This window comes from Thioclava sp. F42-5 (genome assembly GCF_002213195.1).
GTDB classification, from domain to species: Bacteria; Pseudomonadota; Alphaproteobacteria; order Rhodobacterales; family Rhodobacteraceae; genus Thioclava; species Thioclava nitratireducens.
The window spans coordinates 1-24,534 of sequence record NZ_NBNZ01000010.1 but is presented as its reverse complement, the minus strand read 5'-3'; the positions used below and the strand labels follow the sequence as shown (position 1 = coordinate 24,534).

Below are 24,534 nucleotides of genomic sequence, written 5' to 3'. Positions count from 1 at the left end.
GCGCCTCCTCAGAGCGGGATGTTATCGTGCTTCTTCCACGGGTTGGACAGCTTCTTCGAGCGCAGTGCCGCGAAGGCGCGGGCCACCCGGCGACGCGTCGAACGCGGCTGGATCACCTCGTCGATGAAACCCTTCTCGGCCGCCACGAACGGGTTCGCGAAACGGTCCTCGTAATCGGCGGTGCGCTTGGCGATCTTCTCCTGGTCGCCCAGTTCCGAGCGATAGAGGATTTCGACCGCACCCTTCGCGCCCATCACCGCGATTTCCGCAGTCGGCCAGGCGTAGTTGAAATCGCCGCGCAGGTGCTTGGAGGACATGACGTCATAGGCGCCACCATAGGCTTTGCGGGTGATAACCGTGACCTTCGGCACGGTCGCCTCGCCATAGGCGAACAGCAGCTTCGCACCGTGCTTGATGACGCCGTTATATTCCTGGCTCGTGCCCGGCAGGAAGCCCGGCACGTCGACCAGCGTCAGGATCGGGATTTCGAACGCGTCGCAGAAGCGCACGAAGCGCGCGGCCTTGCGGCTGGAATCGATATCCAGACAGCCCGCCAGCACCATCGGCTGGTTCGCGACAACGCCGACCGTCTGACCTTCCAGACGGATGAAGCCGGTGATGATGTTGCCCGCGAAGTCCTTCTGGATCTCGAAGAAATCGCCCTCGTCGGCGATCTTCAGGATCAATTCCTTCATATCGTAGGGGGTGTTCGCGTTCGAGGGCACCAGCGTGTCGAGCGACGCCTCGATCCGGTCCACCTCGTCGAAGAAGGGCCGCACGGGCGCCTTCTCGCGGTTCGAGAGCGGCAGGAAGTCGATCAGGCGTCGGGTCTCGAACAGCGCCTCGACGTCGTTCTCGTAGGCGCCATCGGCGACCGAGCTTTTCTTGGTGTGGGTCGCGGCCCCGCCAAGCTCCTCGGCCGTCACCTGCTCGTTCGTAACCGTCTTCACCACGTCGGGGCCGGTGACGAACATGTAAGACGTATCCTTCACCATGAAGATGAAGTCCGTCATCGCGGGCGAATAGACCGCACCGCCGGCACAGGGACCCATGATGAGGCTGATCTGCGGCACGACGCCCGAGGCCATGATGTTGCGCTGGAACACGTCCGCATAGCCTGCAAGCGACGCCACGCCTTCCTGAATCCGCGCCCCGCCCGAATCGTTGATGCCGATCACCGGCGCGCCGTTCTGGACCGCCATATCCATGATCTTGCAGATCTTCTCGGCGTGGGTTTCCGACAGCGAGCCACCGAAGACAGTGAAATCCTGGCTGAACACATAGACCATGCGCCCGTTCACGGTACCCCAGCCGGTGACGACGCCGTCGCCATAGGGCTTGCTCTCTTCCATCCCGAAATCGGTGCAGCGATGGGTCTTGAACATGTCGAACTCTTCGAAAGAGCCCTCGTCGAGCAGCAATTCGATCCGCTCGCGCGCGGTCAGCTTGCCCTTCTTGTGCTGCGCCTCGATGCGTTTCTCGCCGCCACCAAGGCGGGCTTCGTCGCGCCGATGCTCCAGCTCCTTCAGGATGTCTCTCATGAGGGTCCTCCGCATAATTTCTCGGCACCCTATTCCGAAGGCAACAATCTTACAAAGGGGATTCGAGAAAATTTGCAAATTATTGGCAAGCCTGCGATAGCGAATTGCATAACTGCGAAGCCCGCTACCGATCGCAGACCATCACCGATTGATCCAATGACACCGGCTCAGAACCGGCAAAATTTGACGCAGGGTTTTTGCAAAGCTAAAAATCTCTTTGCAAAAAGGAGGGGCAGATGGCGACTCAGAAACTCTATGCCGGCGTGAAACTGCGCGAAACCCGCACGCGGCTCGGCCTGACCCAGAAAGCCTTCGCCGAGCGGCTCGGCGTGTCGCTGCCCTATCTCAACCAGATGGAGAACAACCACCGCCCGGTCTCGGCGCAGGTCGTGCTGGCGCTGGCGAGCGAATTCGGCCTCGACGTGACCGAGCTCTCGGCGGGCGATGCGGAGCGGCTGGTCTCGGACATGCGTGAGGCACTGGCCGACCCGATCTTCTCCGATGGCGCGCCGCCCTTGGCCGATCTGCGGCTCGCGGCCTCCAACGCCCCTGCACTCGCCCGGTCCTTCCTCGAACTGCACCGCGCCTACCGCCAGACCCATGAACGCCTCGCCTCGCTCGACGAAGCCCTGGGCCGCGAGGGGGCACAGACGGTGGTCTCCCCCTGGGAAGAGGTCCGCGACTTCTTTCACTATTGCGACAATTACATCGACGCCGTCGATCGTGCCGCCGAACGCTTTTCCTGTCGTGATGGCAAGCGGTTGGAGCCCATTCCTCATGCGATCGATACCCTCGCGAAACGCGGTCTCGACGTGCAGTTCTCCGACATTTCGCAACTGCGCGAGCGCGACGGCAACCGGCTTCTGATCAACGCCCATGCGGGCCGGCCGACGCAGGCCTTCCAATTGCTGCACCAAGTGGCGTTGCTGACCCAGAACGACTTGCTGGATGCGACGCTCGACCTCGCGCGCTTCCAATCCGACACGGCCCGGGCGATCGCCAAGATCGGGCTCGCCAACTACTTCGCGGGCGCGGCGCTGCTGCCCTACCGCCCCTTCCTCGAAGCGGCGCAGGACACCCGCCACGATCTGGAGCGACTCTGCGACATCTTCACCGCCTCGATCGAGCAGGTCGCCCACCGTCTCTCGACCCTGCAGCGCCCCGGCGCGAAGGGTATTCCCTTCTTCTTCGTCCGCGTCGATCAAGCCGGCACCATCACCAAGCGCCACTCTGCCACGCGACTGCAATTCGCCCGATTCGGTGGCGCCTGCCCGCTCTGGAACGTCCACCAAGCCTTTGAAACTCCGACTAAGTTCCTGCGCCAACTCGCAGAGACCCCCGATGGCGTTCGCTATCTCTGCCTCGCGCGAGACGTCTCGAAATCGGGCGGCAGCTTCACCGCGCCAGTCCGCCGCTACGCGATCTGTCTGGGCTGCGAGGTGAGCCACGCGAAGGGGCTCGTCTATGCCGACGATATGGAGCTCGGCAATCCCAAGGCCTACCAGCCGATCGGGATCTCCTGCCGAATCTGCGAGCGTAAGGATTGCCACCAGCGCTCGGTTCCGCCGCTGGAACGCCGCCTGCATGTCGATCCCGACCATCGCGGCCTTCTGCCCTACGACATCGCATAGAAAAACGCCCCGGGGCCGAAGCCCCGAGGCGTCCCACCAAAATCACTCGTTACCATACAACTCAGGCGTCGGCGGTACCCAGCATCCGCGCGATCTCATCCTTCACCGCGGCGCGTTGCTTGCGCAGGTCGGTCTCGGCGAGGCTGTCCATCGGCTCCACATTCGTCTCGGCCCGGTGCACGCGATCGTTCAGCGTGTCGTAATCGTCCAACAGCTTTGCAAAATGCGCGTTGGAGATTTTCAACTCGTGGATCCGATCGAGTTTCGTCGGGAATTCGTCTTGCAGCGTGTGCGGCGTATTGGCCATGTCGCTCCCTTTCCTTGCTGTCGGACCGACATTAGGCCACCGCGACTCGCGCCACCTTGATGCGCATCAAGTCAGCCGCCTGCGCGACGCCATCCGGCCGCTTTTGCCGCGGCCTCGGTGCAAAACCATCGCTCGCCCTTGGCGGTATTGATCCGCGTCGCGGCATAAGAGCCCGTGCCCGGCAGATGATAGAGCCGCCCGCGCTTGGAAATATTGCCCTTGATCGCGCAATTACCCGGCGGGGTTTGTACCTTGGTCGCGGCGCGGACCGCTGCTGGGCGCCTTGCTTCGCCCTGCCATATGCCGAGACCCGCGCGGCGCGCGCTCTCCTCCTGCCCGACATAATCGAGCGCGTATCTTCGGTACGCGAAGGCTGCGCCGCGGGCCACCATCTCGGCGTTGAGATCGCGCCCGCCGGCGCGGCAAATAGCGATCAGCCGCCCGTAGCGATCCTGCTCGTTACCCGTGCACCGCACTCCCCGCCCCGCGAGCCGCTGCAGTTCCGCCGTCGCGGCCTGTCCACAAGCCCAGCGCACGCCTTGCGTCGTCTTGCAGCTTTGCTTCGCCTCCGGCGCGTCGATGCCGAACAGCCGCACCCGCGTATTCGCAACCACCAGCGTATCGCCATCGACGACGCGTGGAATGCCCGTGACCGTCGCCGCGAAAACGGGCGAGGCGATGAGAACCAGAAGTGAACAAAGCCTTAACATTCCCTAGATATCGGTGGGACTGATCTCGCACGCAACAGATTTCGTAGCTGAAAGGTAAACCGAAACTTGGGAGCCCCGCATGTCCGACGCGCTCAACCTGATCGGCCGCATCCTGATCGCGCTGCTGTTCCTCGGCGGCGCGGCGCAGAAAGTCAGCGAGCCGCGGATGGTGCAGGAAATGATCGGCTGGCTTGGCCTGCCCGGCTGGCTGGTCTGGCCCGTCGCGCTGTTCAACCTGATCGCGGCGCTTGGCCTGATCTTCGGTCCGAAGGTGCGGGCCTGGGCACTCATCCTCGCCGCCTATTGCATCTTCACCAGCTGGTTTCACTGGCAGCTGCGCGCCGACCCGTGGCAGGTGACGATCTTCGTGAAGAACTGGGCGATCGCGGGCGGCCTCTTGATCCTCGCGGCGCAGGGGCCGGGGCGCTATGCCCTCAGCCTCCCGCGCCGCGAAGGCCGCTAACTCAGCGCTGCGCCACCTGCCAGTTCGGCGCCACCCACGGCTCGAGGTTCTCGCGTGCGAGCGGTGCCCGGCCCAGCAGGTGATCGGCCATCTTCTCGCCCACCATGATCGAGGGCGCGTTCAGGTTGCCGTTGGTGATGCGCGGGAAGACAGAGCTGTCGGCGACCCGCAGCCCCTCGACCCCGATCACGCGGCCTTCCGGATCGACGACGGCACTCGGATCGTCCGCCGCCCCCATCTTCGCAGTGCCACATGGGTGATAGGCGCTCTCGGCATGTTCGCGGATGAAGGCGTCGATCTGCTCATCCGTCTCCACGTCGGCCCCCGGCTGGATCTCGTGCTTCACATGGGCGGCCATCGGCGCTTGCGCAAAAATCTCCCGGGTCAGCCGCACGCATTTGCGGAATTCGGCCCAGTCGTCGGGATGGCTCATGTAGTTGAACTTGATCTCGGGCTTGGCCTCGGGATCGCCCGAGCGCAGCCGGATATGGCCACGCGACTTCGAACGCATCGGCCCGACATGTGCCTGAAAGCCGTGCCCCTCGGCGGCGGCCTTGCCGTCATAGCGCACCGCGATCGGCAGGAAGTGATACTGGATGTCCGGGTAATCGATCCCGGCCTCCGACCGGATGAAGGCGCAGCTTTCGAACTGGTTCGACGCGCCGAGCCCGCTTTTGGTGAAAAGCCATTGCGCGCCCACACGGGCCTTGCCGTAGAGGTTCCAGTACTTGAACAGCGTCACCGGCTGTTTCGCGGCGAATTGCATATAGATCTCAAGGTGATCCTGCAGGTTGCCGCCCACGCCGGGACGATCTGCCAGCACCTCGATGCCATGCTCGCGCAGATGCTCTGCCGGGCCGACACCCGAGAGCATCAGAAGCTTCGGCGTATTGATCGAGCTTGCCGCCAGTACGACCTCGGACGTCGCGCGGACCACCTCGATCTGCCCCTTGCGCTTGATCTCGACGCCGACGGCCTTCTTGCCTTCGAAGACGACGCGCCGCGCCAGACCGCGCACGATCCGCAACTTGCCGGTCTTGAGCGCGGGGCGCAGATAGGCATTGGCCGCCGACCAGCGACGCCCCTTGTAGATCGTGGCCTCCATCGGCCCGAAGCCTTCCTGCTGCCGGCCGTTGTAATCCTCGGTCACCGGATAGCCCGCCGCCGCGCCCGCAGCGACGAAGGCGTCGAACAGGGGGTTGGAGCGCGGCCCGCGGGTCACATGCAGCGGCCCCGAGCGGCCACGCCATTCGGTCTCTTCGCCGCCGTGCCAATGCTCCATCCGCTTGTAATAGGGCAGCACATCGGCGTAGCCCCAGCCGCGCGCGCCGCTTTCTTCCCAATGGTCGAAATCGCGCGCGTGGCCCCGGACATAGACCATGCCGTTAATGCTCGACGAGCCGCCCAGCACCTTGCCGCGCGGGGTCGCCAGACGGCGTCCGCCCAGATGCTCTTCGGGTTCCGACTGAAAGCCCCAGTCGTAGATCCCCATATTCATCGGATAGCTCAACGCGCCGGGCATCTGGATGAACGGCCCGGCATCCGAGCCGCCATGCTCGATTACGACCACGTCGCGGCCCGCTTCCACGAGCCGGTAAGCCAGCGCCGAGCCACCCGAGCCTGCGCCTACGATTACATATTCTGCCGAAACACTCATATCTTCCCCTTGGCGGAAAATCCCGGGGGGCGCCGGTTGGTGCGCCATCGGTCCGAGGACCAACCGGCGACGGGCAGCGCCCCCAGCCTCCCCAAATTCAAATTCAGTACGGGCTCTCGACCGGCCCCATGCCGACATAGACGGATTTGAGCTGCGTATAGTGCTCCACCGCCGCGCGCGAATTCTCGCGCCCGAAGCCCGATTGCTTCACCGCGCCGAAGGGCATTTCCACCGGTGTCAGGTTGTAGGCGTTGATCCAGGTCGTACCCGCCTGCAGCTGGCTCACGACACGGTGGCCGCGCGCCAGATCGCCGGTGAACACACCCGCGGCGAGGCCGAACTGCGTGTCATTGGCCCGCGCGATCGCCTCTTCCTCGGTCTCGAAATCCAGCACGGACATGACCGGGCCGAAGATTTCTTCCCGCGCGATGGTCATATCGTCGGTGACATCGGCGAAAACGGTGGGCTGCACGAAAAGCGGCCCCTCATTGCCTGCCGAGCCGCCGCAGACCAGTCGCGCGCCTTCGGATTTCGCGCTCTCGACATAGGACATCACCTTGTCGAACTGCGCCTTCGAGATCAGCGGACCGAATTGCGTCGCCTCGTCCAGCGGATCGCCCGCGACAATGGTTTCCGCGCGCTCTTTCAGACGGGCGAGGAATTTCTCCTTGATGCCCTTCTGGACGAAGACTCGCGTCCCGTTCGAGCAGATCTGACCCGAGGAATAGAAATTCCCCAGCATCGCCGCGCCGATTGCGCTTTCGATATCGGCATCATCAAAAACGATCATCGGGGATTTGCCGCCAAGCTCCATCGTGACGTGCTTCATGCCCGCCGATGCCGCCTGATAGACCTTCTGACCCGTCGGGACCGACCCGGTCAGCGAGACTTTCGCGATACGCGGATCGGTCGAGAGCGCCGCCCCTACCGGGCCGAAGCCCTGCACCACGTTGAAGATACCCGCGGGCATCCCGGCTTCGATGAAGATCTCGGCGAGCTTCAGCGCGCCCAGCGGCGTCATCTCGGAAGGTTTGAACACCATCGCGTTGCCGGTCGACAGCGCAGGCGCGGATTTCCAGCAGGCGATCTGGCTGGGATAGTTCCACGCGCCGATCCCTGCGCAGACGCCCAGCGGTTCGCGGATCGTATAGGCGAAATCGCCGCCCAGCGGCATCGTCTCTCCGGTCAGCGTGGGCGCGAGACCCGCGAAATACTCCAGCGCCTCGGCGCCCGAGGGCCAGTCGGCCTCGCGGGTTTCCTGAATGGGCTTGCCGGTGTCGAGCGTTTCCAGCAGCGCCAACTCCTCACCGCGCTCGCGGATGATCGCGACGGCACGGGTCAGGATACGGCCCCGCTCGACCGGGCGCAGCGCGGCCCAGTCCTTCTGCGCCTCAACCGCCCCCGAAATCGCGGCGTCGATCACCGCAGGGGTCGCCGCATGCAGCTTGGCAATCACCTCGCCGGTGCCGGGATAGGTGACGATCAGCGCGTCGCCGTCCGTATCTTCCATCCAGTCGCCATTGACGAAATGGCTTGCTTTCGGCTGTGCCCTCATTGGTGGACCTCCAATTCCTTTTCCAGATGCGCCAGCACCAGTTCGCAGGCGGCCTCGCGGTCGGGCTCGCCCGCGACAAGCGCCGCGCGGATGTAGACGCCGTCGATCATCGCGCCCAAACCCTCGGCCACGGAGCCCGCACGGTCGCCGACCAGCGGCCGCAGCCCGTGCATGAGGTTGGAGCGCAGACGGCGCTGATAGATATGCAGCAGGCGCCGCGCTTCGGCGCTCGACTGCGCGAGAACGTAGAAGTTCAGCCACGCGGCGATCGCCTCGTGACGGAACGAGCCCGCCGCGAAAGAGCCCATCACAACTGCGCGAACACGCTCGTGCGGGGAATGCGCCATCGCCATCGCACCGCGCACTTCGGCCCCGTAAATCGAAAGGATCGAGCGCATCGCGGCGAGGAAAATCCGGTCTTTCGACCCGAAATAATGGTGGGCCAGCGCCGAGGACATGCCCGCGCGCCGGGCGATCTGCGCGACCGTCACGTCGAGCGACCCCGCCTCGCCCACTGTCTCAATAGTCGCTTTGACCAAGGCTGCGCGCCGTATAGGCTCTGCTCCAAGCTTCGGCATGTGATCGGCCTCCTTCCGGGTGGCTTGCTTGCATGTCGAGCTAGAACATGTTTATTGACTCGTCAATCAACAACCGCATCCCGCGGTTTTTCTTAACGCTGCACAGGGAGAAAAAAGCATGAAACTTCGTTCCACGCTCCTCGCACTGGGGGCCGCGCTCTCGTTCGGACTGGCAGGCACCGCGCCCGCTCAGGCCGCCGATTGCTCGAAAGTGACCTTCTCCGATGTTGGCTGGACCGACATCACCTCGACCACCGCGGTCGCGACCACCATCCTCGAAGCGCTCGGCTACGAGACCGACACCAAGGTTCTCTCGGTTCCGGTGACCTACGAGGCGCTGTCGAAAGGCGACGTCGACGTGTTCCTGGGCAACTGGATGCCCTCGATGGCCGCCAACGTCGATCCCTACACCAAGGACGGCACCGTCGAGACGCTCGGCACCAACCTGACCGGCGCGAAATACACGCTGGCGACCAACCCCGCTGGCGCCAAACTCGGCATCAAGGACTTCTCCGACATCGCCAAGCACGCCGACGAACTGGACAACCAGATCTACGGCATCGAGCCGGGCAATGACGGCAACGCGCTGATCCTCGACATGATCGACAAGGACGCGTTCGGCCTGAAGAACTTCGACCTGAAGGAAAGCTCCGAGCAGGGCATGCTCGCGCAGGTCGCGCGTGCCGACAAAGCCGACAAACCGATCATCTTCCTCGCGTGGGAACCCCACCCGATGAACTCCAACTTCGACATCACCTACCTGTCGGGCGGCGATGACTTCTTCGGCCCCGATTACGGCGGTGCGACGGTCATGACCAACGTCCGCGCGGGCTATGTCGACGAGTGCCCGAACCCGGGCAAGTTCGTCTCCAACCTGAAGTTCACCCTCGCGATGGAAAACGAGATCATGGGCAAGATTCTCGACGATGGCGAGGATCCCAAGGCGGCCGCGAAGGAATGGCTCAAGGCCAACCCGGACAGCTGGAAGCCCTGGCTCGACGGTGTGACCACGAAGGACGGCGGCGACGCGCAGGCAGCGGTCGAGAAAGCGCTGAACTCGTGAGCCTTCGGGCGCAATATTCGCGCGGGCGGCAGGGCATGGCCCTCCGCCCCCGCTTCCCCTCGGTCCGCGCCCTCACCGGCGCGGCCCTTCTCTTCGCAGGGATGTTGAGCGCGCCCGTGACCCCGGCGCGCGCCGCCGATTGCCCGGAGGCCGAGGCCCTGCACGCGGCGGGCGTCACGCTCACCCGCAACACCCCGAAAATGGCGCAGGCCTATCGCTACGAAAACGGCACGCTGACCTCCTACCGGGTCGACGATCCCGAGCTCGGCCGCCCGCCCAAGCGCGAGCGCTACGACCATCCGCTGGCGGTGAGCCTGCAGGAAATGGACGGGCGCAGTTTCGCGCTCATCTATGACGAGGACCCCGCGCGGCTCGACCAACTGCCGCAGCTGGGCAACTGGCGCACTCCGGTGACGCTGAAAGTCGACGGCGAGACCAAGGATCGCGGCACCATCTCCTACGCCTATCGCGGCCCTGGCTCGGTGCTGATCGGTGCGTGCCGCTACGATGTCTGGCAGGTCGTCGAACGGATCGCGATGGGCAAGCTGCGCACCGCCTTCCTCAAGGAATTTTCCCCCAAGGCCGGGCTGGTCCTGCGCGTGACCAAGCTCGACCCCGAAACCGGCAAGGCGCAATCGCAAGTCGCCTTCGACCGCATAGAAACGCGCCAGAAATAACAACTCGCAAGGACAGTTATGAACTGGTTGACCGAAACCAAAATCCCCGTGGGCAAGACGGCCAAGATCGTGATCGACTGGCTGCAGGACCATGCAGCGCCGCTCTTCGACGCCCTCTCCGTCGCGCTGAAAGCGCTGATCGACGCAACGCTCTGGGTGCTGCAAGGCCCCCCGCCCCTTCTCGTGATCCTCGCCTTCGCGGTGATCGCCTACCTGCTGCAGCGCAGCTGGAAGATTTCCCTGCTGGTGATCGTGGGCTTCCTGTTCATCCTCAATCAGGACTACTGGGAAGAGACGACCGAGAGCCTCACCCTCGTGATCGCCGCCTGCGTGGTCTGCATGGGGATCGGGGTGCCGATCGGCATCGCCGCCGCCCATCGCCCACGGCTGTATTCAGTGCTGCAACCGGTCTTGGACCTGATGCAGACGCTGCCGGCCTTCGTCTACCTGATCCCGGCCATCGTCTTCTTCGGCATCGGCATGGTGCCCGGCCTGATCGCGACCGTGATCTTCGTTCTGCCCGCGCCGATCCGTCTGACCCATCTGGGCGTCTCCTCAACGCCGGACACGCTGACCGAGGCCGCCCAATCTTTCGGCGCAACCAAGAGCCAGCTTCTGTGGAAAGTCGAGCTGCCCTACGCCACACCGCAGATCATGGCCGGTCTGAACCAGACGATCATGCTCTCGCTCTCGATGGTCGTGGTGGCCGCGCTGGTCGGCGCGGACGGGCTCGGCGTGCCGGTCGTGCGCGCGCTCAACACCGTGAACACGGCGCTCGGCTTCGAATCCGGCTTCGTGATCGTCGTCGTCGCCATCATCCTTGACCGCATGCTGCGCCGCGGAGGTTCGAAATGACCCAGACCAAAGCCAAAACCGCCGTCAAATTCGACAATGTCTCCATCGTCTTCGGCGACCGCCCGCAAGAGGCCCTGCCCTTGATGGATGAAGGCCTGTCGCGCCCCGAGATTCAGGAGCGTACCGATCAGGTTCTGGGCGTGCATGATTGCTCGGTCGAGGTGCCCGAGGGCGAAATACTCGTGCTGATGGGCCTCTCGGGCTCGGGCAAATCTACGCTGCTGCGCGCGGTGAACGGGCTCAACCCGGTCGTGCGCGGGCAGGTCGAGGTGCATGACGGCGAGCGTCTCGTCGACGTCACCCATGCCGACCCCGCGACCTTGCGCAAAATGCGCCTGAACAAGATCGCGATGGTCTTCCAGCAATTCGGCCTGCTGCCCTGGCGGACCGTGCGCGAGAATGTAGGCCTCGGCCTCGAACTCGCCGGCATGAGCAAGGCGGAACGCCGCAAGAAGGTCGACACCCAGCTCGAACTGGTGGGTCTGTCGGACTGGGCCGACCGTCAGGTGGCAGAGCTTTCGGGCGGCATGCAGCAGCGCGTGGGCCTCGCCCGGGCGTTCGCCACCGACGCGCCGATCCTGCTGATGGACGAGCCCTTCTCGGCGCTCGACCCGCTGATCCGCACCAAGCTGCAGGACGAGTTGCTGGAGCTGCAGACCAAGCTCAAGCGTACGATCATCTTCGTCAGCCACGACCTCGACGAGGCGTTCAAGATCGGCAACCGGATCGCGCTGATGGAAGGCGGGCGGATCGTGCAATGCGGCACGGCACGCGACATCATCGCCAAACCGGCGAACGGCTATGTGGCCGATTTCGTGGCCCATATGAACCCGCTCGGCGTGCTGACCGCCGAGGATATCGCCGATCCCGTCGGCACGCCGACCGGCGATGCCACGGGTGAACCGATGCCCGCCGACGCCCCCGTGCGCGACGTGATGGAGCGGCTGCGCCACGAGCCTGCCGTCCCGCTCACCGATGGCCGCGTCGTGACCCGCGAAGGGGTCATCACGCGGCTCATCGACCCCCAGCGCAGCGCCGAGGCGAGCTGAGGGACGCTTCGCGGAGGATATTTTGACCAAGCCGAAACCAAGGCGCGCGCGCCCCTTCGGCTTGGCTCAAATATCCCCGCCGGAGGCATCCGACATTTGCAGAAAAGTGCGGCGCTGTCAGATCTTGGTGGCCGGCGGAGGCGGCGTCACCCGGCGTTTGAGCTGCGCCTCGCGGATGGTCATGTAGCTCACCGCGCCGATGATGATCGCACCGCCCAGGATCACGTAAGGGTCCGGACGCTCGCCGAAAATCGTCCAGCCCGCAATCGCCGCCCAGACCAGTTGCAGGAAGATCACCGGCTGCGTCACCGTCACAGGCGCCGCGGCGAAGGCCCGCGTCATGCAGTAATGCCCGCCGGTGGCGAACACCGCGACCGCGCCCAGCCAGAGCGTCTCGGACAGCGTGATCGGCTCCCATTTCCAGATCGCCACCGGAGCGAGCGCGACGGTCACTACCAGCGTCATCATCGCCACCACCGTGCCCGCGGGCACGTAATCGGTCAGCCGCTTCGCCGCGAGATAGGCGCCGCCAAAGAACAGCGCCGCGCCAAGCTGGGCGATATGGCCGGGCTCGATCGCGCGCATCCCCGGGCGCAGGATGATCAGCGCCCCGATCAGCGCGACGATCACCGCCGTCACGCGCCGCCACGCCAGCCCCTCGCCCAACAGGAGCGCACCGCCCACCGTCACCACGATCGGGTTGAGGTAGTTGATCGCGGTGACATCGGCGATCGGGATATTGCTCATCGCGAAGAACCACAGCCCCACCGCCACCGCATGCAGCGCCCCGCGCACACCGAACAGCGCCCAGACCTGCGGCGGGAAGTTCTGGCGCAGGATGCGGGCCAGTGCCGGCGCGAAGAAGATCAGCCCCCAGGTGAAGCGCACGAAGGCCGATTGCGCGGCGGGTACCTGATCGCCCAGCCAGTGGACGATGATATTCACCATGACGAAACAGGCGGTGGTGGCGAGCATCCACAGGATGCCGATCAGCGGTTTGTTAGGTTTGTCTTGCGCGGTCATGGCTCTCTTGGACGCTGGATCGGCACCGCGCGCAAGGGGCGGTTTTGTGTCGGTTATAATCCGCCCGCGGCGAGCTTCCAGGCGATCGACCCCATCAGCACCGCGATCAGCGCATCGAGCACGCGCCAGGCGCTCTCCTTGGCGAAAAGCGGCGCCAGCAGCCGCGCGCCATAGGCCAGCGCGAAGAAGAACACGAAGGAGGCCACGATCGCGCCGGTGGCGAAGCTGATCCGCGCGCCTGCGAACTGCGCCGAGACCGCGCCCAGAAGCACCACCGTATCGAGCCAGACATGGGGGTTCGCCCATGTGAAAGCGGCCACCGTCACGAGGACCGCGCGCAAGGATGGCGCGCTGCCCGCGCTCGGGTCGAGATGCTCGCCGCCCCGGATCGCCGCCAAAGCGGAACGGATCGCATACCAGCTGAGAAAGGCGACACCGCCCCAGCGCAGCGCCTCGGCCAGCCATGGCAGTGCGGTGGACGCGGCGGCGAAGCCCGACACGCCAATGGCGATCAGCACCGCGTCGGAAAGCGCGCAGAACAGCGCCACCGCGAAGACATGCTCGCGCCGCAGCCCCTGACGCAGCACGAAAGCGTTTTGCGCGCCGATCGCCACGATCAGCCCGAGGCCCAGTTTCAGCCCTGCCCAGAATGCCGACAATTCCATCCGCCTCACCCCCAGTCTGCTCGGAGACGCTTCTCAGTGCCGGGGCGCGCGTATAAGTTCAACTTAATTAAACTAACTCTGTATAAGTAAAACTTATGTTCGACTATGCCGCGCTGGATGCGCTCGCCACCGTGATCGAGACCGGAAGCTTCGAGGCCGCGAGCGCACGGCTCGGGGTGTCGCAATCGGCCGTCTCGCAACGCGTCCGCCAGTTGGAGGAACGCATGGGCGCCGTTCTGGTGATCCGCGCCACGCCCTGCCGCGCGACCGAGGATGGGGCGCGGCTGATCGCCCATCTGCGCGAGGTGGCGCTTCTGGAGACCGAGCTTGCGCCCTCCGAGACCCCGCCGGTTCTGCGTATCGCCGTCAATGCCGACAGTCTCGCGACATGGGTGCTGCCCGCGCTGGCCGAGGTGGAGGGCGTGCGTTTCGATCTGGTGATCGACGATCAGGACCATTCGGCGGGGCTGTTGCGGCGCGGCGAGGTCGTGGGGGCGATCACCGCCGACGCGGGGCCGATCGCGGGCTGCGACAGCGTGAGCCTCGGGCGGCTGCGCTATATCGCGACGGCGAGTCCGGACTTCGTCGCGCGGTATTTTCCGAACCGGATCGACCGGCACAGCTTGCGCGCGGCCCCTGCTCTGCAGTTCAACGCGAAGGATCGCTTGCAGGACCGCTGGGCCTCGATGATCGCGGGCATGCCGATGGGGTTGCGGGCGCATCGTATCGGCTCGACCGAAGGCTTCGTAGAGGCCTGTCTGCGCGGCATGGGCTGGGGGCTGAACCCCGAGGTGCTGGTGCAGGCGCATCTAGAAAGCGGCGCGCTGGAACAGCTGGGCCCGGCGCCGATCGACGTGCCGCTCTACTGGCAAAGCGCGAGGCGGCTGAAAGCCCCGCTCGCGCCGCTGACCAAAGCGTTGCGGAAGGCGGCGAAGGTGGTGTTGCTGTAAGGGGCCGGGAACAGGGCGTCGCGCGCGACTTGTTCCGGTCTGAGCGGCTCCCCGGGCTGAGCGCGCATTGCCCGCGGCCTGCGCGGCGCGCATAGTGACGCATGTCCCGCAGGCCCGTCAGGAGGAGAGACACCCATGGAGCTACCCGATTTCATTCAGGCCTTCCCCGCCCTCGATCTGCCGTTTCCCGAAGATCAGGTGCGCAGCCACGCGGTCCGCTCGGAGACGGGGCTGGTGGTGTTTCTGCACTTCCTCACCGATTTCGACCTTCCGGCCCATTCCCACAAGGGCCAGTGGGGCACCGTGATCGAAGGCGAGGCGGAGCTGACCATCGCAGGCGAGACCCGGGTCTATCGCCCCGGCGAGACCTACAACATCCCTTCGGGCGCGGAACATTCCGCGCGGCTCAAGGCCGGAACGAAAGTGATCGACGTCTTCGAAGAGGCCGATCGCTATCCGTTGAAGCGCTGAAGGAACGCGCTCAGACCCGGATTACGGAGACGCTCTGGTTGATCAGCGTGGCGGGCGCCTGCGATTCCATGAAAGCCACGTCATAGGCGTCGCGCCCCACCGCGACCAGCGCCATGTTCTCGGCCCCGCACATGCCGGTCGCATCGACCATATGCCACGCGCCATCGAGCCAGACCTCGGCCACGGCGTGGAAATCCTGCGGCCTCACGTCCGGCCCGTAGGATGAAGCCATCCGCGCCGGGATCTGCGCCGCACGCACCATCGCGCAAAACAGATGCGCGTAGTCGCGGCAAACCCCTGCCCGGCCCGCGAAAGTCTCGAGCACATTGGTGTCGCTGTCCGACGCGCCGGGCACGTAGGAGAGGTTCTTCTCGATCCAGTCGCGGATCGCGGCCACTTTCGCGCCGCCCTGCAGATCGCCGAAGCGCTTGCCCACGAAGGAGACGAACTTGTCGGACTGCACGTAGCGCGAGGGGCGGATATAGGGGGCGGCCTCGGCGGGCAGTTCGTGCAGCTGCGCGGCTCGCATCTGGCTGAGGTCGATCGCCGGGCGCGTGATGTCGATCAGCGCCTGATAATGCAGCGTCATCTGTGTGCCGACCCGGGCCCAGATCCGCTCGCCCACGCCGCAATCGCCCGCGATCCGGTCGACGGTCGCATCGCCGAGGTTCATCGACGCGCTGACGATCTCCTGCCCCGGAGCATGCGCCGCTTCGAGCACCAGCGCGACCGTATTGGGCTGCGGGAACTGGTATTGCATCTGCACGTCGACGGAAATGCGCATGGCGGCTCCTTCTCTCGGGTTTCAGGTGGTGTCACTGGGATGGAGCGCGCCGCGTAACAGAGACACGTCGATGGGAAAAGGGGGGGGCGGAGAGTGTTTGGTTCCGGCGCAGGATGCGCCCGCAGCGAATTGCCTGTCGCAAGGGACGTATCGTGGTCGGAGCGACCGTCCGCCCTGCTCCGGATAAAATTAACGGCGGCCGCGCCGGGAAGGCACAGCCGCCGTTGAAGTCACGCCAGGTGCGTGCCGACTTACGCGTCGATCTTGACGAGTTCCACGTCGAAGGTCAGCGCCTTGCCGGCGAGCGGGTGGTTCGCGTCGAGGACGAGTTCCTTCTCGTTCGCCTCGGCGACGGTCACGTTCACGGTCTGGCCGTCCTGGGTCTGAACCTGAAGCTGAGTGCCCGGCTCGGTCGGGATGTCGTCGGGAATGTTCGCGCGGTCGACGGCCTGCATGCGCTCGGGGTGGTGCTCGCCATAGGCTTCTTCGGGCTCGACACGCACGGTGCGCTTTTCGCCCTCTTCCATGCCGGTCACGCCCTTGTCGAGGCCGGGAATGATCTGCCCCGAGCCGAGCGTGAAGGAGAGCGGCTCGCGGCCTTGCGAGCTGTCGAAGACGGAGCCGTCATCGAGCTTGCCGGTGTAATGCAGATGCAGGGTGTCGCCAGCCTTTGCCTGGGTCATGGTGATATCCTTTCGCGGGCAGATGAATTTGCCGAGGCCGCGGGGGTTCGCGGGTGCTCGGAGCGTCACGCGACAACGTGGGGGTTATGGCCCGGAATGTAAACCGGGGCACGGGAAAAGGCGCAATTTCACGCGTTTTTCATGCAAAAAGCGCCCCGGAGGGCGCTTTTTCCTATTTTTTCGGCGAAACGCGTTACAGCTGCGCTGCAACATCTTCGGGCACGTCGAAATTGGCGGTGACGGATTGCACGTCGTCATCGTCTTCGAGCGTGTCGATCAGCTTCATCAGCTTCTGGGCGGTCTCCAGATCGACCTCGGTGCGGTTCTGGGGCTTCCAGATCAACTTGGCCTCCTCGGCCTCGCCCAGCTCCTTCTCCAGCGCGTCGGAGACATCCGAGAGGTCTTCCATCGCGCAGTAGATCCAGTGGCCTTCCTCGTCGCTCTCGACGTCTTCGGCGCCCGCCTCGATCGCGGCCATCAGCACGGTCTCGGCATCGCCCACGGACGCGGGATAGATGATCTCGCCCATCCGGTCGAACATGAAGGACACCGAGCCGGTAGTGCCCAGATTGCCGCCGTTCTTGGTGAAGGTGGAGCGCACGTTCGACGCGGTGCGGTTGAGGTTGTCGGTCATCGCCTCGACGATCACCGCGATGCCCTCGGGGCCGTAGCCCTCGTAGCGGATTTCGGTATAGTCATCGCCGTCGCCCGCCTGAGATTTCTTGATCGCGCGGTCGATCACGTCTTTCGGCATCGACTGGGATTTGGCCGCTTTCACGGCGAGGCGCAGGCGCGGGTTCTTCTCGGGATCGGGGTCGCCCATCTTCGCGGCAACCGTGATCTCTTTCGAGAGCTTGGAAAACATCTTCGAGCGCGCCGCATCCTGCTTGCCCTTGCGGTGCTGGATGTTGGCCCATTTTGAGTGGCCTGCCATGGGTATCTCCGTTCGGAATAGTCGCGAAATCGACCCCGTATAGTGCGCAACGGGGGGATTATTCAAGATCGATGGATGCGGGCCGGCTCCGTGCCCGCCGGGGCGAGGTTACTGCGGCAGCTGGATCTGGCCCTCGCCGCGGGCATGCGGCGGCACGTCACGAGGCGTCTTGAAGTGCCAGCGCCGACCGGCCGCGTCTTTCAGCGTCACCTCGGCATAGGGCTGGAACAGGTCCCCCACCCCGCTGCCCGCGAGATAGCTCGGCTCGAAGCGGGTCACTTGGTAGCGCATCGGATAGGGGCAATCCACAAGATCGCCGGTATACTGGCCCGAGATATTGGCTTGGCAGTTTGTGCCGTCATTGAACGACACCTGCATCACCGTACCCCGGAAGCTGATCTTGTCCGGCCAGGACGGTGCGCGGGTCCCCGGTCCCGGCACGCATGCGGCGAGCGCGAGCGGCGCGAGAAGCGACAGGGCGGCGAGACGAGCGGCAAAGCGCATGGGGGAACCTCCTCAGAAGGGCCAGATCAGCGGGATCAGCAGGCAGGCGGTCACCCCGGTCACGATATCCATCGGGATGCCGACGCGCAGGAAATCGGTAAACTTATAGCCACCGGGGCCATAGATCATCATATGGGTCTGATATCCTATCGGGGTCGCGAAAGCCACCGAGGCGGAGAACATCACAGCCACGGCGAAGGGCCGCGGATCGAGCCCGAGAGCGGCGGCCAGCGAGATCGCGATCGGGGTGTAGATCACCGCCACGGCGTTGTTCGACAGCAGCTCTGTCATGAACAGGCCGAGGAAATAGACCACGAACAGCGCAAGCTGCGGCGGCAGCATCTTCAGCAAGGGCGCCACGCCCGAGACGATCAGTTCGACTGCGCCGGAATGCTCGAGCCCCGCGCCGACCACGAGCATCGCGAAGATCAGTGCGAGCAGGCGGCCCTCGATGAAGGTGAAGGCCTCGTCGGTATCGATGCAGCGGCTGACGAGGATGCCCGCCACCGCCACCATCGCGAGCGCGAGGATTGGGGCCACGCCAAGCGCTGCGAAGATAACCACCGCACTCAAAGCACCCATCGCGAGCGGCAGATGCGAGCGGCGATAGGCGCGCGCCTGCGGTTTCGACACGTCCACAAGGTCCATATCAGAGGCCAGACGCGCGATATCCTCGGGCGCGCCTTCAAGCAGCAGCGTATCGCCCACCACCACGATCAGATCGTCGAGCTGGCGACCGATATTCTGGTTCCGGCGGTGCGCGGCCAGCGTGTAGACGCCATAGCGGCGGCGCAGGCGCATGTCGCCCAGACGCTGCCCGATCATCCGGCAGCCGGGCGAGATCAGCACTTCCACCGTCTCGGTCTGCACCGAGGACAGCTTGTCGACCATGCGAAGGTCGCGGTTCTTCTGCATCCCGAGCAGTTCTTCCATCTCGGAGCGCAGCACGACGCGGTCGCCCGCCATCAGCTCGACCGAGGCCAGATCTCGGCGCAGCGAGGCATCGCCGCGCAGCACGTCGATCACCCGTACGCCCTCGCGCTTGAAAGTGTCGGCCTCCTGCACTTTCTCGCCGATCAAGCCGCTCTCCTCCGGGATCGCGACCTCGGTGAAATATTTCATCTTCGGCCGATCGCCGAGCATGAAGGACAGCGATTGCCGCTCGGGGATCAGTTTCGGCGCGAAGATCATCAGGAACGCCCCGCCGACCAGGCAGATCGCGAAGCCCAACGGCGCGATCTCGAAGATGGTGAAGGGCTCCATGCCGCGGCCGCGCACGACGCCGTCGACGAGGATGTTGGTCGAGGTACCGATCAGGGTGATCATGCCCCCCATCACCGTGACGTAGCTCAGTGGCATCAGCAGGCGCGACGGCGAGAGGTTCAGCTTGCGCGCGACCTGAATGAAGACCGGGATCATCACCGCAACGACCGGCGTGTTGTTCATCACCGCGCTGGCGAACATGGTGATCGCGAACATCAGAAGCACGGTGAGCTTCGGGTTCTGGTCGATCCGCGATTCCGCGTAGCGCGTCATCGCGTCGAGCGCGCCGGTGCGCACCAAGGCCCCCACAATCAGGAACATGAAGGCGATGGTCCAGGGCGCCGGGTTCGACAGGATGGCGGCCGCGTTCTCGTAGGGGACGAAGCCGAAGATCAGCATCAGCGCCGCGCCCGCGATCGCGGTGACCTCTGGCGGCCAAGTCTCGCGGACGAACATCGCGAACATCCAGCCCACGACGAGAAGGGCCGCGACTGCCGTCTCGGTGCCGGTGAAGGGCAGTTGGATCATGTCAGGCTCTCGCGAAGGCGCATCGGGCCGATACTATCGACACGCGATGCACGAGCAAGCGCGCTCTGCCCGCAGCAAAGGAAATTTGCACGCAACGGCATGAGGTTCGGGCAAATCGGGACGCGAACGGCGCTCAGAGCGGCACCGATTGCGCGAGCCTGCCGCCGGTGCGCACCGCTTCGCAGCGGGTGGCGCGGCCGGTCTTGTCGTCGGTCTCGACATAGAAGCCGCAGAGCGTCACCGGACCGCGCGCCGGCGAGAAGCGTTCCTTCGACATGCCGGTCACGAAGCGCCGCATCGGTTCGGCCTTGGCCATGCCGATGACGGAGTCGTAATCGCCGCACATTCCCGCATCGCTGAGATAAGCCGTGCCCTTCTCTAGGATCTGCGCATCGCCCGTGGGGACATGGGTATGGGTGCCCACGACGACGCTCGCACGCCCGTCGCACCAATGGCCCATCGCCATCTTCTCCGAGGTCGCCTCGCAATGCACATCCACCAGCGCGGCCTGCACCGCCCCGCCCAGCGGGTAGCGTTTCAGTTCCGCCTCGATGGCCGAGAAGGGATCGTCGAAGGCGCGTTTCATGAACACGTTGCCCAGCACCTGCGCCACCAGCACCTTGCGCCCGCGCCGGTCCTGGAACACCCGCGCGCCCTTGCCCGGCGCTTCCTTGGCGTAGTTCACGGGGCGGATGATGCGCGGCTCGCTCTCGATGAAGCGCAGCATGTCTTTCTGATCGAAGGCGTGATCGCCCAGCGTCACCACGTCCGCGCCCGCATCCAGCAGAAGCTTCGCGTGATCGCCGGTCAGCCCCATGCCGCCCGAGGCGTTCTCGCCATTGACCACGACGAAATCGAGGCGCCACTCCTCGCGAAGTTTCGGCAGGGTTTCGGTGATCGCGGCGCGGCCCGCGCGGCCCATCACATCGCCTAGAAAGAGTATCTTCATGGCCCGATTAGATAGAGCGCGGCGCCAGCGAGAGCAATGGGCGGCGCGCATCGGCTGCATGATGATGATGACGATTTCTCATGCAGGCGCGTCGGTTGCGGGCTTTGCTCTGCCCCGCATGGGCCCTAGAACGAGGGGCAAGGAAAACGGGAGCGCGATATGACCGAAGACGTGCAGGTAATCTTCACCCCCTCTGGCAAGCGGGGGCGCGTGGCGCGTGGCACAAGGGTGCTCGCGGCGGCGCGCAAGCTGGGTGTCGATCTCGATTCCGTCTGCGGCGGGCGCGGCGTGTGCTCGAAATGCCAGTGCACGCCGTCCTTCGGCGATTTCCCTAAACTCGGCCTGCATGTGGAGCCCGGCGCGGTCAGCCCGATCAACGCGGTCGAGGAACGCTATGACCGGATTCGCGGGTTGAAACCGGGGCGGCGGCTGGGCTGCCAGACCGAAATCCTCGACGACGTGGTGATCGACGTGCCGCCCGAAAGTCAGGTGCACAAACAGGTCGTGCGCAAGGCGGCTTCCGAACGCGTGATGGAGATGGATCCGGCGACGCGCCCGGTCTATGTCGAAGTCGCGGAACCGGATATGCACCGCCCCGAGGGCGACCTGCAGCGGCTCTCGCAGGCCCTCGAAAAGCAATGGCAGATCAAAGGCGTGCGCGCCGATCTTGATGTTCTGCGAATCCTGCAGCCCGCGCTTCGCAAGGCCGATTGGAAGGTCACGGTCGCGATCCACGATGCGGGCGACGGGCCGCGCGTGACGGGCATCTTCCCCGGCGTGCGCGAAGTGCCGCTGTATGGGCTGGCGATCGACCTCGGCTCGACCACGATTGCGGGGCATCTGGTCGCGCTCGACGACGGGCGGGTGCTGGCGAGCGCGGGCGTGATGAACCCGCAGATCCGCTTCGGAGAAGACCTGATGAGCCGGGTCTCCTACGTGATGATGAACCCCGGCGGCGATCAGGAAATGACCAACGCCGTGCGCGATGCGATGGGCGATCTGGCGCGGCAACTGGCGGAAGAGGCGAAGGTCGAGACGTGCGAGATCGTCGAGGCGGTCGTCGTCTGCAACCCGGTGATGCACCACCTGTTGCTGGGCATCGATCCGGTGGAGTTGGGTCAGGCGCCCTTTGCGCTCGCGACCTCGGAGAGCCTTGAATTCGCCGCACGCGAGATCGGCATCGAGGCCAGCGCTGGCGCGCGCGCCTATATCCTGCCGCTGATCGCGGGCCATGTCGGCGCGGATGCGGCGGCGGTGGCGCTGTCCGAGGCTCCGCAGAAGCGCGACGACCTGTCGCTGATCGTCGATGTCGGCACCAATGCCGAGATCATTCTCGGGAATAAACAAAGGGTTCTGGCCTGTTCTTCACCCACCGGCCCCGCTTTCGAGGGGGCGCAGATTTCCAGCGGTCAGCGTGCCGCGCCAGGCGCGATCGAGCGTATCGAGATCGACCCGGAGACCAAGGAGCCGCGCTTCAAGATCATCGGCAACGATCACTGGTCGACCGATCCCGAATTCGGCACTCCGCGGATCACCGGCATCTGCGGCTCGGGCATCATCGAGGCCGTGGCCGAGATGCGGACGGCCGGGATCGTGGACACATCAGGGCTGATCGGTTCGGCCGAGCAGGTCGGTACCCCGCGCTGCGAGCCAAACGGGCGCACCCATGAATACGTGATCTACAACGGTGGTGAGGAAGGCCCGCGCATCACCGTCACCCAAGGCGATATTCGTGCGATCCAGCTGGCGAAATCCGCGCTCTACGCGGGCGCGCGTCTGCTGATGGACGAGATGGGCGTGGACACGGTCGACCGCGTGGTGCTCGCGGGTGCGTTCGGCGCGCATATCTCTCCGAAACACGCGATGGTGCTGGGGATGATCCCGGATGCGCCGCTCGATCGTGTCACCTCGGCGGGCAACGCAGCGGGCACCGGCGCGCATATGGCGCTGTGCTCGGTGAAGGCGCGGCGCGAGATCGAGGCGCAGGTGCATCAGATCACCAAGGTCGAGACCGCGATCGAGCCGCGCTTCCAGGAGCATTTCGTGGCCGCGAACGCGCTGCCGCACGCCACCGCCCCCTTCCCCGAGCTGCGCAAGATTGCGCCGCTTCCGGAGGTCAGCTTCAACACCGGCGGCTCGGGCGAGGATGGCGGGCGCAGACGGCGCAGGCGCGGCTGAGGCAGGCCTGCGGGCCTCGCTTCAGCCGCGCTGCGAGCGGCCCGATTTCGGGCCGGATCGGCTTGCACACGATTTCGTGATGAGACGTAAGTGATCGGCTCGCCCCCGGCGCGCCGTAACCCTCTTGCTTTGGCGGGGACAACCGTCGCTCAACAGGGAAGGAAAACCTATGTCCATGAAATTCCGCGCATTCGCCGCGTCGCTCACCGCAGCCGCAACCTTGGGCCTCGCCCTGCCCGCGCTGGCGAACCCGATGGTCGGTGGCGCGAAAATGTATGAGAGCAAGCCGATCGCGGCGAACGCTTCGGCCGCTCCGAACCTCACGACGCTCGTCGCAGCCGTGAAAGCCGCAGGGCTCGTCGACACGCTGGCGGGCCCCGGCCCGTTCACCGTCTTCGCGCCGACCAACGCGGCCTTCGACAAGCTGCCCGCGGGCACCGTGGACACGCTGGTGAAGCCGGAGAACAAGGAGATGCTGACGCATATCCTGACCTGCCACGTCGCCAAGGGCGTGATCACCGCCGAGAATATCATCGCGACCGTTCAGAAGGGTAACGGCATGGCCACGATCAAGACGCTCGGCGGCTGTGATCTGACCGCGATGGTCAAGGACGGCATGGTGATGCTTAAGGACCCGAAAGGCGATGTCGCGACGGTTCAGACCGCCGATGTGAAACAGAAGAACGGTATGGTCCACGTGATCGACACGGTGCTTCAGCCGAAGATGTAACTACCCCCCGCGCGCCTCGTCTCCCTTTTTTCGCGCGGCGCCTGGCGCCCGGTGAGCCGATCCTCGCCGGGCGCTTTTTCATGGGAGGGCGCGAGGCCCCGCGCGATCCCTCTTGACCGTGGCTTTCGGCTGGAATACCTCTGCGTTCGCACCATGCGGGTATGATGTAATGGTAGCCTGTCAGCTTCCCAAGCTGAACGCGCGGGTTCGATTCCCGCTACCCGCTCCAAGCTTCCGAGACGATAAGCTGCTGTTTTGAATGCGCTATCCCCGCTCTACGGCGGAGAAGAGCTTTCGACTGTTTTGCTGACTGAGAAGCCAATTCAGGACATAAAACGACGGAAATTCCCGAAGAGTCCCGAAGAAACTCCCGAAGCGGATGGACCCCATGCGCCCGACCTACAAAACCAAGAGCTGGCCAGCCTACAGTAAGCCGGTGGCAGCGTCGCTCGGTTGAGCCTACCGGCGGTCGCGATGGTCGCGGGGTTCGCTGACGATCTGGTTTGACCCCGAGATGACCTAGGATGCCGTGCCGACAGGTCGACGTGGCCACCGGCAGACTGTCCGTCATGCCTGCACTGGCGCAGTTCTCAAATTTGGAGATATTCTTCTCCGGAAAGCACCGAATTTCTTGACGTTGGCCCCTTCGAATCCAGATTTTCAATGAAGAACCAAGAAGGAGCAGTTCCGTCGCATGGTGAAGAGCTTGTTCTCTCTCGGCGCCCTGTTTCTGGGTTCAGCGTTTTTGCTGTTCGCGGGTGGCGTCAATGCCTTGATCCTGCCTGT

Annotated in this window: 24 protein-coding genes and 1 tRNA gene; 11 read left to right on the top strand and 14 right to left on the bottom strand. The window is 64.8% G+C overall.

Annotated elements, in window-relative coordinates; translation table 11 throughout:
- Positions 1–8: 8 nt before the first annotated feature.
- Positions 9–1,541 carry an acyl-CoA carboxylase subunit beta gene (locus B6V74_RS17925; RefSeq protein WP_075775532.1) on the bottom strand — a complete coding sequence of 511 codons (1,533 nt, stop codon included), beginning with the start codon at positions 1,539–1,541 and terminating at the stop codon, positions 9–11.
- Positions 1,542–1,777: 236 nt separating this feature from the next.
- On the opposite strand from B6V74_RS17925, the gene B6V74_RS17920 reads away from it, so the two are divergent.
- Positions 1,778–3,172 (top strand): helix-turn-helix transcriptional regulator, encoded by a 1,395-nt coding sequence (locus tag B6V74_RS17920; protein WP_075775533.1) that lies wholly within the window; start codon positions 1,778–1,780, stop codon positions 3,170–3,172.
- 61 nt (positions 3,173–3,233) lie between these two features.
- On the opposite strand, the gene B6V74_RS17915 is transcribed toward B6V74_RS17920, so the two are convergent.
- Positions 3,234–3,479: a YdcH family protein gene (locus tag B6V74_RS17915; protein WP_075775534.1), complete on the bottom strand. Its 246-nt coding sequence runs from the start codon at positions 3,477–3,479 to the stop codon at positions 3,234–3,236.
- Positions 3,480–3,550: 71 nt separating this feature from the next.
- Positions 3,551–4,189 carry a thermonuclease family protein gene (locus tag B6V74_RS17910; RefSeq protein ID WP_088723591.1) on the bottom strand — a complete coding sequence of 213 codons (639 nt, stop codon included), beginning with the start codon at positions 4,187–4,189 and terminating at the stop codon, positions 3,551–3,553.
- 79 nt (positions 4,190–4,268) lie between these two features.
- Here B6V74_RS17910 and B6V74_RS17905 point away from each other — a divergent pair, with 79 nt between their 5' ends.
- Entirely contained in the window at positions 4,269–4,652 is a 384-nt protein-coding gene (locus B6V74_RS17905; protein WP_088723590.1) for a DoxX family protein, read from the top strand.
- A gap of 1 nt (position 4,653) precedes the next feature.
- Here the strand turns inward: B6V74_RS17905 and betA are convergent, their stop codons facing one another.
- The 3 genes from betA to betI all read right to left on the bottom strand — a co-directional run bounded on the left by betA (position 4,654) and on the right by betI (position 8,442).
- The gene (gene betA, locus B6V74_RS17900; RefSeq protein WP_088723589.1) at positions 4,654–6,309 is read right to left on the bottom strand and encodes a choline dehydrogenase; all 1,656 of its coding nucleotides are present in this window, start codon (positions 6,307–6,309) and stop codon (positions 4,654–4,656) included.
- 103 nt (positions 6,310–6,412) lie between these two features.
- Entirely contained in the window at positions 6,413–7,864 is a 1,452-nt protein-coding gene (gene betB / locus B6V74_RS17895) for a betaine-aldehyde dehydrogenase (protein WP_088723588.1), read from the bottom strand.
- Positions 7,861–8,442 carry a transcriptional regulator BetI gene (gene betI, locus B6V74_RS17890; protein WP_075775539.1) on the bottom strand — a complete coding sequence of 194 codons (582 nt, stop codon included), beginning with the start codon at positions 8,440–8,442 and terminating at the stop codon, positions 7,861–7,863. The genes betB and betI overlap by 4 nt, the downstream gene beginning before the upstream one ends.
- Before the next feature lie 118 nt (positions 8,443–8,560).
- Here betI and B6V74_RS17885 point away from each other — a divergent pair, with 118 nt between their 5' ends.
- The 4 genes from B6V74_RS17885 to choV are packed head-to-tail and all read left to right on the top strand — an operon-like array spanning position 8,561 to position 12,086.
- On the top strand, positions 8,561–9,505 hold the full coding sequence (locus B6V74_RS17885) for a choline ABC transporter substrate-binding protein (protein WP_075775540.1): 945 nt from the start codon (positions 8,561–8,563) through the stop codon (positions 9,503–9,505).
- A 35-nt stretch (positions 9,506–9,540) separates the two neighbouring features.
- The gene (locus B6V74_RS17880; protein ID WP_088720258.1) at positions 9,541–10,182 is read left to right on the top strand and encodes a hypothetical protein; all 642 of its coding nucleotides are present in this window, start codon (positions 9,541–9,543) and stop codon (positions 10,180–10,182) included.
- A gap of 18 nt (positions 10,183–10,200) precedes the next feature.
- A complete protein-coding gene (gene choW / locus B6V74_RS17875; RefSeq protein WP_075775542.1) occupies positions 10,201–11,037 on the top strand; it encodes a choline ABC transporter permease subunit in 837 nt (278 codons plus the stop codon).
- The gene (choV, locus tag B6V74_RS17870) at positions 11,034–12,086 is read left to right on the top strand and encodes a choline ABC transporter ATP-binding protein (RefSeq protein ID WP_075775543.1); all 1,053 of its coding nucleotides are present in this window, start codon (positions 11,034–11,036) and stop codon (positions 12,084–12,086) included. Before choW ends, choV begins: the two co-directional genes overlap by 4 nt.
- 117 nt (positions 12,087–12,203) lie before the next feature.
- Here choV and B6V74_RS17865 read toward each other — a convergent pair whose 3' ends face one another.
- Positions 12,204–13,109 carry a DMT family transporter gene (locus B6V74_RS17865; protein WP_075775544.1) on the bottom strand — a complete coding sequence of 302 codons (906 nt, stop codon included), beginning with the start codon at positions 13,107–13,109 and terminating at the stop codon, positions 12,204–12,206.
- Positions 13,110–13,162: 53 nt separating this feature from the next.
- Positions 13,163–13,774, bottom strand: coding sequence for a LysE/ArgO family amino acid transporter (locus B6V74_RS17860; RefSeq protein WP_088723587.1), 612 nt, complete (start codon positions 13,772–13,774; stop codon positions 13,163–13,165).
- Between the two features lie 95 nt (positions 13,775–13,869).
- On the opposite strand from B6V74_RS17860, the gene B6V74_RS17855 reads away from it, so the two are divergent.
- Both B6V74_RS17855 and B6V74_RS17850 read left to right on the top strand, forming a co-directional pair.
- Complete coding sequence (locus B6V74_RS17855; protein WP_088723586.1) at positions 13,870–14,724, top strand: LysR family transcriptional regulator ArgP; 855 nt, start codon at positions 13,870–13,872, stop codon at positions 14,722–14,724.
- Between the two features lie 135 nt (positions 14,725–14,859).
- The gene (locus B6V74_RS17850) at positions 14,860–15,195 is read left to right on the top strand and encodes a cupin domain-containing protein (RefSeq protein WP_088723585.1); all 336 of its coding nucleotides are present in this window, start codon (positions 14,860–14,862) and stop codon (positions 15,193–15,195) included.
- Between the two features lie 10 nt (positions 15,196–15,205).
- Here B6V74_RS17850 and B6V74_RS17845 read toward each other — a convergent pair whose 3' ends face one another.
- The 6 genes from B6V74_RS17845 to B6V74_RS17820 form a co-directional block, all read right to left on the bottom strand.
- Positions 15,206–15,979, bottom strand: a complete 774-nt coding sequence (locus tag B6V74_RS17845; protein WP_075775547.1) for a transglutaminase family protein — start codon at positions 15,977–15,979, stop codon at positions 15,206–15,208.
- Positions 15,980–16,230: 251 nt separating this feature from the next.
- A complete protein-coding gene (locus B6V74_RS17840) occupies positions 16,231–16,662 on the bottom strand; it encodes a peptidylprolyl isomerase (protein ID WP_075775548.1) in 432 nt (143 codons plus the stop codon).
- A 193-nt stretch (positions 16,663–16,855) separates the two neighbouring features.
- Positions 16,856–17,596 carry a YebC/PmpR family DNA-binding transcriptional regulator gene (locus B6V74_RS17835; RefSeq protein ID WP_075775549.1) on the bottom strand — a complete coding sequence of 247 codons (741 nt, stop codon included), beginning with the start codon at positions 17,594–17,596 and terminating at the stop codon, positions 16,856–16,858.
- A gap of 108 nt (positions 17,597–17,704) precedes the next feature.
- Entirely contained in the window at positions 17,705–18,100 is a 396-nt protein-coding gene (locus B6V74_RS17830; RefSeq protein ID WP_088723584.1) for a hypothetical protein, read from the bottom strand.
- A gap of 12 nt (positions 18,101–18,112) precedes the next feature.
- Positions 18,113–19,891 (bottom strand): SLC13 family permease, encoded by a 1,779-nt coding sequence (locus B6V74_RS17825; protein WP_075775551.1) that lies wholly within the window; start codon positions 19,889–19,891, stop codon positions 18,113–18,115.
- Between the two features lie 133 nt (positions 19,892–20,024).
- Positions 20,025–20,840: a TIGR00282 family metallophosphoesterase gene (locus tag B6V74_RS17820; protein ID WP_088720254.1), complete on the bottom strand. Its 816-nt coding sequence runs from the start codon at positions 20,838–20,840 to the stop codon at positions 20,025–20,027.
- 159 nt (positions 20,841–20,999) lie between these two features.
- Between B6V74_RS17820 and B6V74_RS17815 the strand changes: the two genes are divergently transcribed.
- From B6V74_RS17815 to B6V74_RS17805, 3 genes are all read left to right on the top strand, one after another.
- The gene (locus B6V74_RS17815) at positions 21,000–23,018 is read left to right on the top strand and encodes an ASKHA domain-containing protein (RefSeq protein WP_088723583.1); all 2,019 of its coding nucleotides are present in this window, start codon (positions 21,000–21,002) and stop codon (positions 23,016–23,018) included.
- A gap of 175 nt (positions 23,019–23,193) precedes the next feature.
- The gene (locus tag B6V74_RS17810; protein WP_075775733.1) at positions 23,194–23,748 is read left to right on the top strand and encodes a fasciclin domain-containing protein; all 555 of its coding nucleotides are present in this window, start codon (positions 23,194–23,196) and stop codon (positions 23,746–23,748) included.
- 155 nt (positions 23,749–23,903) lie between these two features.
- Positions 23,904–23,977: transfer RNA gene (locus tag B6V74_RS17805), tRNA-Gly, on the top strand.
- Positions 23,978–24,534: the final 557 nt, after the last annotated feature.